Annotated in this window: 9 protein-coding genes and 2 pseudogenes; 7 read left to right on the forward strand and 4 right to left on the reverse strand. The window is 60.0% G+C overall.

The genetic code is table 11. The features are described from left to right. Positions 1 to 96: 96 nt before the first annotated feature. Positions 97 to 528 (forward strand): annotated as a pseudogene (locus BLU17_RS31590) (transposase); the annotation flags it as partial. A gap of 468 nt (positions 529 to 996) precedes the next feature. Here the strand turns inward: BLU17_RS31590 and BLU17_RS31595 are convergent. After that, a complete protein-coding gene (locus BLU17_RS31595; protein ID WP_092006535.1) occupies positions 997 to 1,254 on the reverse strand; it encodes a hypothetical protein in 258 nt (85 codons plus the stop codon). Between the two features lie 213 nt (positions 1,255 to 1,467). Next, positions 1,468 to 1,662: a hypothetical protein gene (locus BLU17_RS31600; RefSeq protein ID WP_092006538.1), complete on the reverse strand. Its 195-nt coding sequence runs from the start codon at positions 1,660 to 1,662 to the stop codon at positions 1,468 to 1,470. A 330-nt stretch (positions 1,663 to 1,992) separates the two neighbouring features. Between BLU17_RS31600 and adh the strand changes: the two genes are divergently transcribed. The 6 genes and pseudogenes from adh to BLU17_RS31630 all read left to right on the forward strand — a co-directional run bounded on the left by adh (position 1,993) and on the right by BLU17_RS31630 (position 8,274). Next, positions 1,993 to 3,513 carry an aldehyde dehydrogenase gene (gene adh, locus BLU17_RS31605; protein WP_092006542.1) on the forward strand — a complete coding sequence of 507 codons (1,521 nt, stop codon included), beginning with the start codon at positions 1,993 to 1,995 and terminating at the stop codon, positions 3,511 to 3,513. A gap of 82 nt (positions 3,514 to 3,595) precedes the next feature. Further along, complete coding sequence (locus BLU17_RS31610) at positions 3,596 to 3,976, forward strand: DUF779 domain-containing protein (RefSeq protein WP_092006545.1); 381 nt, start codon at positions 3,596 to 3,598, stop codon at positions 3,974 to 3,976. 105 nt (positions 3,977 to 4,081) lie between these two features. Then, on the forward strand, positions 4,082 to 4,561 hold the full coding sequence (locus tag BLU17_RS31615; RefSeq protein ID WP_176929267.1) for an AraC family transcriptional regulator: 480 nt from the start codon (positions 4,082 to 4,084) through the stop codon (positions 4,559 to 4,561). 819 nt (positions 4,562 to 5,380) lie between these two features. Continuing rightward, a complete protein-coding gene (locus BLU17_RS33585; protein WP_218137067.1) occupies positions 5,381 to 6,529 on the forward strand; it encodes a porin family protein in 1,149 nt (382 codons plus the stop codon). Between the two features lie 116 nt (positions 6,530 to 6,645). Continuing rightward, positions 6,646 to 7,189 (forward strand): annotated as a pseudogene (locus tag BLU17_RS31625) (transposase). A gap of 29 nt (positions 7,190 to 7,218) precedes the next feature. Beyond that, the gene (locus tag BLU17_RS31630; protein ID WP_092006551.1) at positions 7,219 to 8,274 is read left to right on the forward strand and encodes a linear amide C-N hydrolase; all 1,056 of its coding nucleotides are present in this window, start codon (positions 7,219 to 7,221) and stop codon (positions 8,272 to 8,274) included. Between the two features lie 116 nt (positions 8,275 to 8,390). On the opposite strand, the gene BLU17_RS31635 is transcribed toward BLU17_RS31630, so the two are convergent. After that, positions 8,391 to 10,130 carry a mechanosensitive ion channel family protein gene (locus BLU17_RS31635; RefSeq protein WP_092006554.1) on the reverse strand — a complete coding sequence of 580 codons (1,740 nt, stop codon included), beginning with the start codon at positions 10,128 to 10,130 and terminating at the stop codon, positions 8,391 to 8,393. A 633-nt stretch (positions 10,131 to 10,763) separates the two neighbouring features. Next, positions 10,764 to 11,999: a cation:proton antiporter domain-containing protein gene (locus BLU17_RS31640; protein WP_092006560.1), complete on the reverse strand. Its 1,236-nt coding sequence runs from the start codon at positions 11,997 to 11,999 to the stop codon at positions 10,764 to 10,766. Positions 12,000 to 12,487: the final 488 nt, after the last annotated feature.

The raw sequence follows: 12,487 nt of genomic DNA on the forward strand, positions 1-12,487 counted from the left end.
ATGCCTGTTACCCTGCGCTGAGCACACGCACGCCTCTCAGTGAATCATGGCGCTCGACCCGTCGCTCAGAGCGACGTCGACAATGGATCGCTTACCATTGCAAAAGACGACCAATACTTGTGTCCAGCGGGTCAACGGGCGATATACCGATACACCTCATTCGAAAGCGCCAATCTGCTGGAGCTGCGAACGTACTGGAGTAGCGCTTGCCCGAGGTGTCCGATAAAAAGCCAATGCACTCCCGCTGATTACCGTCGTATCCGACGATGGGAGCACGAAGCCGTACTTGAATCGATGCAGTCCAGACTGGATCGCCAGCTCGACGCCATGACGATACGGCGACGGACAGTCGAGCACGTGTTCGGCACACTCAAGCACTGGATGGGATCGACGCACTTCCAGACGCGCGGACTTGGCCATGTCGCCGCTGAAATGAGTTTGCACGTGCTGGCCTACAACCTAAAACGGGTCATCAGGATTCTCGGGTTCGCAACGACGATGCGTGCAATGAAGTTGGCAGGCGCGTGAACTCCTGCGCGCCGAGGCCATTTGGCAGTAAACACGATGACGTCACCTGCCTGCGTCTCGGCCTAACGCAACTGCGCTCCCAACCGGGAGTCACCGGTCGACCGTTCTGCGCGTTTTTACACACCCTCGGCCGCAACCCGCCCGATAGGCCGGTGTAACCACAACGCCGTGATTCTTCATCAGGTACGAGGGCTGTCTACCCGGTGTGCGGCGCCCGCTCATTTGCACCGCAAACACTAGGTAGCCTACGGCACATCAAGCCTCGGATTACTCTAATAGAGACCGAATTGCGGAGCGCAGAAATCTCCTAACCATTTGTTTTTAAGTGATTTTTTGTCGGACTCTTAATCCGTAGGTCGAGTGTTCGAGTCACTCACGCCCCACCAGCGAATTCATCCAAAAAGCCCGATCTTGCGATCGGGCTTTTTGCATTTCCGGCTCTTCCCTGAATTTGACCGCTCGCCGGCGTTACTTCACCCGTCTCACATGACGGGATGCCCGCTTCGGGCTCGGCAGCCAGCGGCCGAGCGCCTCGAAGCCGTCGAGCTGACGCAACAGCGTATCGACGGTCGAAAGCTGGACGTGAGTCAGGTGGTTTTGCTTGAGGAGCGTATGCAGCCGCTTGCGCCAGTATGCGACACCCATCACCGGCACTTCGAAGTCGCCGGTCAGCGACGGCGGCATCACTCGTGCGATGTGCGCGATTTCCTGTTCGACGAATGTCATGGCTTTCCCCGTTCGTCCTACCGTGGTTTCTTATCGTATGAAGTACTGTAGGACGCTCTGGGGCACAAGCCAGCCTACCCGTATGGATAGGTAACAAATAGTCCGACTAAACAGAGACCGATCAACTCCTGCCGGTGAGCCGCGCACCCGGCATGGTGGGCGGCTTCTTCTCCGGCGTCACGCTCGCGGCGCGGCGCTTCTAGCTGCCGGCGTTCAGAGGAACGGCTTGCCATCCACCTGCTCATAAACGACGTTGCCCTCGTCGTCTTCGAACTGCTCCAGGTAATTGCGAGCACCGCACAGCGGACACCGGAACAAGGGCCCCTGCCCTTCATTCTTGATGACCACTTCGCTCTGCTCCCACGGGGTGCCGCACGACTGGTTGCGGCAAACGAATGTACTCGACATGCAGACTCTCCTGACTGTTACGGGTGCCAAGCCTACCGCATGTGCGGCCCTCGCGCCGCAAATCTCTGTTCGCCGGCCCCGTCGCGCTCGCAGCGCTGTTCAATTGTTGAGCAACTGGACGTTCCTCTGTTCCGGCCTGACGCAGTCCTCTCGCCGCATTGACGGCTCCCGCGCCGCATATCCCGGAGGCTGGCGCGCGCCGGGCCGCCGCTATGCGTTCAAACGCCACGCCGCCGTCGCGCTGGCATGTTTCTCGCGTTAGCGTGCCGCGGTAGCGCGGCCTCACCGCGCCCATCCATATCGAGATCGAAAACATAGAGGAGCACGGAGATGAATCACGCGGAAATGCAGTTCCTGAACACCGAATTCCCGTACAAGAAGCAGTACGGCAACTTCATCGGCGGCGAGTGGGTGGCGCCGCTTGGCGGCGAGTATTTCGACGACATCTCCCCCATCACCGGCCATGCGTTCACATCCATTCCGCGCTCGCGCGAAGCCGACATCGAACGCGCACTCGACGCCGCGCACAAAGTCAAAGCAGCATGGGGCAAGACCTCGCCCGCCGAGCGCGCCAACATCCTGAACCGCATCGCCGATCGCATCGAGCAGAATCTGCACAAGCTAGCCGTGGCCGAGACCATCGACAACGGCAAGCCGCTGCGCGAAACGCTCGCCGCCGATATCCCGCTCGCGGCCGATCATTTCCGCTACTTCGCGGGATGCGTGCGCGCGCAGGAGGGCGGCATCTCCGAGATCGATCACGACACCGTCGCCTATCACTTCCACGAGCCGCTCGGCGTGGTCGGCCAGATCATTCCGTGGAACTTTCCGATTCTGATGGCCGCGTGGAAACTCGCGCCCGCGCTCGCGGCCGGCAACTGCGTCGTGCTCAAACCCGCCGAACAGACGCCCGCATCGTTTCTCGTGCTCACCGAGCTGATCCAGGACCTGCTGCCGCCGGGCGTGCTCAACGTGGTGAACGGTTTCGGTCTCGAAGCCGGCAAACCGCTCGCCTCGAACAAGCGCATCGCGAAGATCGCGTTCACGGGCGAAACCACGACGGGCCGCCTCATCATGCAGTACGCGAGCCAGAACATCATCCCGGTCACGCTGGAACTGGGCGGCAAGAGCCCGAACATCTTCTTCGCCGACGTGCTCGACCACGACGACAGCTACTTCGACAAGGCGCTCGAAGGCTTTGCGATGTTCGCGCTCAACCAGGGCGAGGTGTGTACGTGCCCGTCGCGCGTGCTCATCGACGAGAAAATCTACGACCGCTTCATGGAACGCGCGCTCAAACGCGTGGCGGCGATCCAGCAGGGCCACCCGCTCGACCCGAAGACGATGATCGGCGCACAGGCCTCTCAGGAGCAGCTCGAGAAGATCCTCTCGTACATCGACCTCGGCAAGCAAGAAGGCGCGCAATGCCTGATCGGCGGCGAACGCAACACGCTCGGCGGCGAACTCCGCGACGGCTACTACGTGAAGCCGACTGTCTTCCGCGGCCACAACAAGATGCGCATCTTCCAGGAAGAAATTTTCGGGCCCGTCGTTTCGGTCACGACCTTCAAGACCGAAGAGGAAGCGCTGGAAATCGCCAACGACACGCTCTATGGCCTCGGCGCCGGCGTATGGACGCGCGACGGCACGCGCGCCTACCGTTTCGGCCGCGCAATCCAGGCGGGGCGCGTGTGGACCAACTGCTATCACGCCTATCCGGCGCACGCGGCGTTCGGCGGCTACAAGCAGTCGGGCATCGGGCGCGAGAACCACAAGATGATGCTCGATCACTATCAGCAAACGAAGAACCTGCTCGTGAACTACAGCGAGCAACCGCTCGGATTCTTCTGAGCGCGCGCTTCGTGCTGTCGGCGTCGCGTTCCGCGGTGGGGCGCGGCGCCTCGTACATCGCATTTTCAGGGAGCGTCGCGACATGGTCGAACGCGTTACCGCCACGCCGGCCGCGCTCGCGCTGATCGAACAGTTGGCGCGCGAACACGGCCCCTTGCTTTTTCATCAGTCGGGCGGCTGCTGCGACGGCAGCGCGCCCATGTGCTTTCCCGCCGGCGAGTTCATGGTCGGCAACGCGGACGTGCAGCTTGGCGAAATCGGCGGCATGCCGTTCTACATGACCGGGGCGCAGTTTGAGTACTGGCAGCACACCCAGCTCATCATCGACGCAGTGCCGGGCAACGGCGGCATGTTTTCGCTCGAGCGACCCACGGGCCTGCGCTTTCTCACGCGCTCGCGGCTTTACGACGATGAGGAAAGCGCGTGGCTCGCGGCGCATCCGGCAACGCGTGTGAATCTGTGATGCTTTGAGCGCGCGGCACGCAACGAACGTCTCCCGCGGCACGGTGCTATCCTGGACCGCATGCAGCCGCGCATTCGCGCGGCCGTCGCACCTGGAGACGCCATCATGCCAAACCACGACGTAAAGCTCCTCACCCTCGAGCCGATGGATCTGCTCGCCGTCAGCCACGTGGGCCCGTACATGAAGATCGGCGACGCGTTCTACACGCTCGCGCAATGGCTCGGCGAGCGCAACGTGCGCACGTCGGGCGCGAAAATGGTCGGCATCTATTACGACGATCCCAGTACGGTCGACGAATCGAAGCTGCGCTCGAAGGCGGCACTGCACCTCGAACAGGACGCCGACCTGGAAATCGTTGCGCCTGTCGAGAGGTTCCGGCTGCGCGGCGGCGAGCACGCGATGATGCTGCACGAGGGGCCGTACCCAGGGCTGCAGCAGGCGTGGATGTGGTTCTACAACGAGGGTTTGCAGAAGCTCGCTCGCAAGCCCGACTTTTCGGCGCCTTCGTTCGAGGTTTATCTGAATACGCCCGATGAAGCGGCCCCGGAGGATTTGCGGACGGAGCTTTATATTCCGTTGGCCTGACTCGAGCGATTCGCGTGAGGTGATCGATGCCGCCGGTGAGGTTTTTCGGCGGCATCGTCGTTTCCGGTGCGAGGAGTCCAAGGTTTTTTTAACTTATGTATACGTAAACGTAGTAATAGTTAACAAGCCCCTGGGTTTCCTGTGGATAAGCGGGAAAAACTATTGAGTAAACAAGGCTATGGGAAATTCATAACCTTGCTTTTGCGAATGGGACAACGCCGGGCTGTCGCGGATAACTTTTTTGCGTTTTTGGTGTCGTCGAAGTTATCCCCGATTCGTGCACAGTCATTTCCGGGGCTTTTCCTCCGGTTATCCGCTGGGGGCTGTGGATAGTGCGAAGTAGGCACGTTCCGAAGCAATCCACGGGCGCCTCCGCCAATTCGAGTGAGACTTCCGGGATTTCGGCGTGCCAGATCCTTGCCGGTGACACCTTTGTTGACAAAGGCGTGACGCTCTCAATGCGGTCTACGTCTGCGCGACGAGCGGTTACGCAGATGGCCGGGCAGCAGGCCGCGGTGCTCACACAGACGGTATGACGAGCCCCCTCTCTCAACGCTGATCGCGTGATGGAGCAACCTCGTCGAGGAACGCCGCCGCAACCACGTCATCGCGCAAAGCGCTAACGAGCCCATATTGATTAGCATTCCATCAGATTCTCGTGCACACTTCTGCGTCGGTATTCGCCGTCAAGCGTTCTGCCCGCGATACGCCGACGTAGTGAGGCAACCTTCCCAAGGACGATCTACTGAGAATTCCCGTGTCCCACGACACCTTATTTGAGGCGGACAGCATGCAATCGTCCCGAAAAAGATATCCATGATGAGCGCACCATTCTGCGGTGTCGTCACTTGCTGGAAACGCACAAAACTGGCGGCGCAGATTCTCACGGTGGTCAACGACATGCTGCGCGCGGGTACGTTGGTGAAGGTATTCAGGGTTAAAAATCGCGGCTCTATGCGCCGGACTCCCTGCGATGGGCTCATCGATCAGTGTTTCCCAATGGGGCGCATCGTGACATTGCGAGTTGGCGAAAAGCATCAACACCCGACCCGAGCCCAGGACTGCGCCTGTCGCAATCGCTGGGACCGACCAAGCTTCGCCCGCGTCCGCAAGGTGCTTTCATCTGTGTATGCCGTTGCCATCGCCTCTTCTCTCGGCGGCGCGCATGTTGCGTATGGCGCGAACGCCGGCATGGACCAGCCGAAAGAGCCGCTTCCGATCGCAGCGGAAAATCCGACATGGGCATTGCAGGTCACGCCGTATATATGGGCGGCCGCCCTCGGCGGCCATATTTCGCCGTTCCGGCGCGGCCCGACGATCGGCGTCGAGAAGTCGTTCTCCGACGTGCTGGACAACCTGAACTTCGGAGGCTTCGCCAACATATGGGGGCGCTACGACCGCTTCGTCTTCTCCGCCGACGTGATGTATGTCGATATGACGGACAGCCATGGCAGCGGCTCTCTGCCGGTGCCACAGATACCGGGCCTCGGCGCCGCACTATCGCCAGGAGGCAGCGCTGACGCGAAAGTCGACACGAAACAGTTCGCGGCGACTTTGCAGGGCGGCTATCGTGTCGTCAACACACCGCGGTTCACGCTCGACGCCCTGGCAGGCATGCGTTTTTGGTATATCTCGAATGATGTAACGGTCACGGCGAGCCACCCGGCCATCGGGACTCGATCAACCAGCCATAGCGAAGATTTCGGCTGGGTGGACCCGGTGGCCGGGGTGCGCGTATTCCTTCCCGTCATGGATAAACTGTCAATGCAGGTGCAGGCCGATATCGGCGGCTTCGGCGCCGGGTCCGATCTCACATGGTCGGCGCTGGCGATCATCAATTATTTGGTTTCCGGTAACCTTTCCGTCTCCGTGGGCTACAAGGTGCTCTACGTTGACTACGATCACGGCGGTCACGTCTACGACAGTCGCCTGAATGGGCCGCTGCTCGGTATGACCTATCGGTTCTGATCGGGGAGGATTTCGCACCGTCATCCTGGCGCGGAGTCAAAAAAGACCCCGTTGGGGACTGCTAACGTTTCCGGCAAGTTATCAACCTTGACCCGCTTGAACAACTGGGATCAAGAATGAGCGCGCCGATTGCTGATGACGAACTGTGGGCACTGATCGAGCCATTGCTGCCGCCGCCAAAACCGCGGTGCATGCAATATCCAGGCAGGCAGGCGGTTGCGAACCGGGCCGCACCGAGCGTCATCCCGTTCGTACTCGCGGCGGTATGTGCTGGCGAGCCCTGCAGACCAAACTGGAATTTGGCTCGCGTTCAACCTGCTGGAGACGCTTGCATGACTGTCACGAAGCCGGCGCGACGAGTTACCGCTGGAGAAGTTACGCGAGGCAAGCGAACTGCATACTCGCGAGCAGCCGTCGGCTCCTTAGCTGTGCGAGCCGTCGGGGGGCGAAAATTGTCAAGCCGTAATTGCCAGGCGCCGGACAGCATACGGCAGTCGTCCGGGCAAATTCCGCTGCGTTGTCGAACGTATTCATGCATGGCTTCACGACTGCCTTCGCCTTCGCTTCGAAGACGCGGGCCGACATTCACGAAGCATTTCTCGAACCCGGTTGCTTTCTCGTCTTCCGGAATTCTTCAGACCGGCGAAGCAGCCTTATTAAATCCGCCTCTTATGGATCGGTGTTCAACAATGTCTCGATTCACTCGCATTCTCGCCGTGCTAGCCGCCGCCGCGGCACTGCTGACAGCCGAGGCCCACGCCTGCACACGGGTCGTCTATCAAGGGCCTGCCGGGCGAACCCTCACGGGCCGCAACATGGATTTCAAGGATCCGATGGTCAGCAATTTCTGGGTCTTTCCCCGCGGGATGAAGCGAAGTGGGGCGGCCGGGACACGCTCGGTGGAGTGGACATCAAAGTTCGGCAGTCTGGCCGTCTCCAGCTATGACATCTCGACAGTCGACGGCATGAATGAGGCCGGACTCAACGCCAGCCTGCTATGGTTGAACGCCACAAAGTTCCCGGAGGACGACGGGGCGACACCGCGCATGTCTCTCTCGATTTGGGCGCAATTCTATCTCGATGAATTCGCAACGGTCTCGGAGGCGGTCGAATACACGCGTGCGCACCCCATGCAGGTCGTGAGCGGTGAAGTGCCCGGCCGTCCCGGCAGTCTCGCGCCGCTGCACTTGACGCTCTCCGACCCGACCGGTGACAGCGCTATTCTCGAATGGATCGACGGGAAGCTCATCATCCATCATGACCGCGCATATCAGGTGGTAACGAACGACCCACCCTACGATGCCCAGCTCGCAAACCAGAAATACTGGCGTGTGATCGATTCCCTCAATTTTCTTCCCGGGAGTGGCCGCTCCGAAGACCGTTTTGTGCGCGCCGGCTTTTACATCAACGCGGTAACCCAAAGCGACACCCCACAGGTTGCGGCTGCCGCCGTGTTCAGTGTAATCCGCAACGCTTCGGTACCTTATGGCGTAAGCCTTCCCGAGGCGCCGAACCTGTCCACGACCCGCTGGCGCGTGGTGGCAGATCAGAAGAGCATGCTTTTTTACGGCGAGTCAGCTACGTCACCCAATATTTTCTGGGTAGACATGAGGAAGCTCGACTTCTCCCAAGGCGCACATGTCCGCAAGCTGGATCTCGGGGTGGACATGGACCGTGTGCTTGGCGGAGAGGTATCGAGCCAGTTCAGTCCGGCGGAACCATTTGACTTCATGGTTGCGCAGTGAAACTGCCGGGCACTGTTGCGTTGGCGAAGCGTAACGTGAGATACGGGCATGAAGAGGACGCAATCGATCAATCTCTCCAACGCTGTGCCGCGAAATAAAGCGAGCCGGCCGCCCGGTCACGGTGGTCCGGACGTCGAGGAGGCGTCCGGACCATCTTGTGGCGGTTTGGCGGGTGCCTCGTACCAATGCTCGGGCGGCACCCATACTTTTTCCTGAACCATCTGGCGGAAATGCGGTGACATCACTTGCACGCCGAACTCGTTGAATACATCGAGGATGTTGCGATATAGATCCGACAAAGTCTGCATGTAAAGAGACGGATTCGGGGTGGACACGTTGAGTTCGTATTTCACGTAGAAGTCCGACAGCGACGTATGCAGCACGAACGGCTTCGGTTCTTTCAGCACACCCGACGTGCGCGCGGCCGCCAGCTCCAGCAACGCCACGGCTTGTCGCCACGGCGTGTCATAGCCCACGGTGACGTGGGCTATCAGCAACAAGCCCTGGCTGTGTGACTGGCGGTCGAGGTTGCGCAGCGGCGTGGACGACAACACTGCATTCGGCACAGTAATTTCCTCATGGGTACGCGTCATCAGCTTCATCGATAGCGTACCCAGTTCCAGCACCCTTCCCTCGAACTCGCCCACGCGCACGAAATCACCGACGCGCACGGCGCGCGAGTACAGCACCACCAGGCCGCTCATGACCTGATTGACGATACCGGACGACCCTAGCGACACCATCAGGCCGAGCAACACGCTTACGCCCTTGAACGCATAGCTGCCCGCCCCCGGTATATACGGGTAGGCGATGGTTAGCGCAAACAACCAGATAAGCGCAGACACCAGCTTGCGCGTGACCGCCGCCATCGCGCCATCCAGCCAGCCCACGTGTACCGTGCCGCGCTCGACCGCGCTGAACCACGACCCCACCACACGCATGACGCCGCGCGTCACCAGGTAGATCATGATCAAGGTAAGCAAGTTGGGTAACTGGCCCAGCAATGCCGCCAGCATGCGCAGGCCGCTGTCCATCAGATACTGACCCAGTTGCATACCCCACGGACGACTGTAGGGAAACTGCCGCAATACGAAGCTCAGCCACAGATAGCCGAGGAAAAGGACGAGAAGCAGATAGACCAGTGCTGCCAGGCGTTGCAGCAGCGACCAGATCACCGGGCGCAAATCATAACCGCCGATGTTCAGCTTCAAGTGTTCTTCGGCCACTGCGACGAGCTTTCTCTGTACCCAGCCATTGGCCCGCATCAGCAACCAGCACAGCGCCACCAATGCCAGCGTGACCAGCAGGCTGAACCCGATGTCCTTGACCAGTTCAGCCGGACGACGCGCTTCCGCACGCACGCGTATGATCTCGCGCAGCACGCCAGCGGCCTGCTCGCCGGCGTGTTCCAGCATGACACGATCAGTACTGCCAACATCGCCGGGACGCACGTTGAAGAGCACGGAATAGGTGGTGCGCACGATCACGCTTTTCTCGTCGCCCGATTCCGCCCAGGCCACCGAAATGTCTTCGGGCGCGAGATCGTCCAGTGCGGCGTTGATGCGATCGGTCGCTATGCGGGCGCGCTCACTGGCGTCCTTGCCGCCATAGGGCGCATATAGCGTGATGATCGTGCGATCCCACACCACGATCGGCGCCCCGGTGTCGTCACCGCCGATAGCCGTCGATGTGCCGCTGGCCGGTGTCGGCAATTCTGCTGGCAGTTCCGTCGCCCACGACGTCGTGAACCAGCCAAGGCAAGCCAGCAACAATCCCAACCCCAGCCATCGCCGCATGATGGATCGCATGGACAAGCAGCCGCGCGCGCTATCCAGTCCATAAGGCAAACGTCGCATCACGAATCTTAGCTCCTGTTCCAGCCGCACGGGGTGTCCGGACGCGTGTCACGACTGCCTGTCGCCTCTCGTCCATGACGCTTGCATTTCTGCAGGAGCATACCTGATAACCGTTACAGCCCCAAAGGTCTGCCCCTCGGGAATCCGCCCGCGAATTTTCGGAATGGCTTGCGTGGCCGGGCCAGAAAGGAAATGGATGCGGCAACCGAATACGCGATGAATCTTGCTCCGGCACGCTTCGGGTCTTTCACCGACGCTCTGGACCGGCGATGGGTTGCCCTGCGGGTAAGAGCGGTATTCTGATCCGGGGGTTCGTCCAGCTTGCATCGATTAGTTAGCCAAGTTTCCGTCTCGATCCCGGGTTGCCCGGCGTCGAGACGCTGACCTGTGTACCGTCGACCTGGCACCGAGGTGCTGTCGATCGAGGCCCCAGAAACCGAGACGCCGGTCGCCGAAAACTGACCTCCAACATTGGAGAGCGCGCCGCTGCGCGGCGCATGGCATCGTGCGCGAGACGCCGAGCTTCAGGCAGAAGAAGTCAGAGGACTCGTCAGGCTCGGTGATTCTCCAGCGCTTTACTTTTCTGCCGGCGCTAGCACTGAGGGAGTGCCTGATTTACCGCTACCGCTACCGCTACCGCTGGTCGAGCAGCCGAACCAGCCGGCCAAGCGTCGTCGCCTGAACCAGCAGACTGAAGACGACAACGAGGTACGTCACCCCGATGAACATATCCCGACCATGAAAATCGGGTAGCGACAGCGCGAGTGCAATGGAAATGCCCCCGCGCAGGCCACCCCACGTCAACACGAGCGCCGAATGGGGATTGAGCCGCCGGAAATTCTGCAAGGCAAGTAGCGGAACCGATACGCTAATTCCGCGCGCCAGCAGGACGACAGGAATGGCAGCCAGCCCCAGCCAGAGGATGTGCTGATGCAACGACAGTGCGATGATCTCCAGACCGATCAAACCGAACAGCACCAGATTGAGCAGTTCATCGAGCAGTTCCCAGAAACTGAACAGGTGCTCGCGAGTCTTCTCCGACATGGATGTGAGCGCGCCGTGATTTCCGATGACAAGACCCATGATGACGACGGCAAGGGGTGCGGACACGTGCAGTGTCTCGGCCAGACTGTATCCGCCAGTGGCGAGCGCGAGCGTGATGAGTATCTCGACAGGGTAGCTGTCGATGCCGCGCAGCAGCAGCGATGCAGCGAACCCGAGGCTTGCGCCAAGCAGCAACGCACCAGCAATCTCACGAAGCAGATCGACTGCCACGGACGTCACGGAGAATTCATTCGCACCGGTAGCAAGTCCAACCAGTGTCACAAATGCGACCACGGCTGTCCCATCGTTAAAAAGGGATTCCCCCGTGATCTTGGTTTCGAGACTTTCTGGCGCTCCAGCGCCCTTTAATACGCTGAGAACGGCAATTGGATCGGTGGGGGAGATCAGCGCTCCGAACACCAGACACCAGAGAAGACTGACCGGATGTCCCAGCCACTGCGTGACATAAAAGAACCCCAGGCCGACGATCGCCACGGAGATCAGCACGCCGATTGTCGCGAGCATAAGCACCGCGCCCCGCTGTGTGCGCATGCGTGAGAGGTCGACGTGCAGTGCGCCCGCGAACAGCAAAAGACTGAGCAGGCCGTGGAAGACAATATCGGCAAAATCGATCTGCGTAACAATCTTTCTGGCAGCGACTGCCATCGCGGGATAGTAAAAACCGAGCGCCGATATGCCCATACAGGCAACCAGACCAACAGCGGTGATCCCCAGCGTATCGGGCAGTTTGATAAAGCGATGGTTGATGACGCCGAAGACGGCAACGACCGCAAGCAGAGCACCTGTGATCTGGAATACTGTCATTGTCTGGATAACGTTGATAGTGGGGAAGAGAAAGCGTCGAGTCGGAATTCCAGGATATCCCGGAATATCATAAAAATACGAAAAGAGCCCATTGCGACAGAAGAACCCGGCGCGCACACGTAGTCGTTGCGACTGGCAGGTCACGCCGGGGTCGCAGAGCATTTCCTTACCGGTCCAGCAAAGCATGGACAACTGGCGAATATCGCAGGGACTGTCAACCGTCGCAATATACTAGATTATCTTGACGGTGCCACCGCATTAAATGTCGGACAGTTGTCCCCGTCGGACCGAATGCGTCGCGCGGCGTCCGTCCCCGACGAGAACCCAGAGTCGACAACGCGTGGAAACCGACGAAGTCGAGGCTAATGAAAAAAGACCCATAAGCTTTTCAACTTAGAGCGTGTTAGGCACTATTGTTAAGGGCTGCAAAGTGGACAAGCATAAGCACGGCGAAAATGACGAAGTGCAGGCCGGCCAAGGTTTCGGGC

Origin of the sequence: Paraburkholderia lycopersici (assembly GCF_900096975.1) — a bacterium.
Classification (GTDB): Bacteria; Pseudomonadota; Gammaproteobacteria; order Burkholderiales; family Burkholderiaceae; genus Paraburkholderia; species Paraburkholderia lycopersici.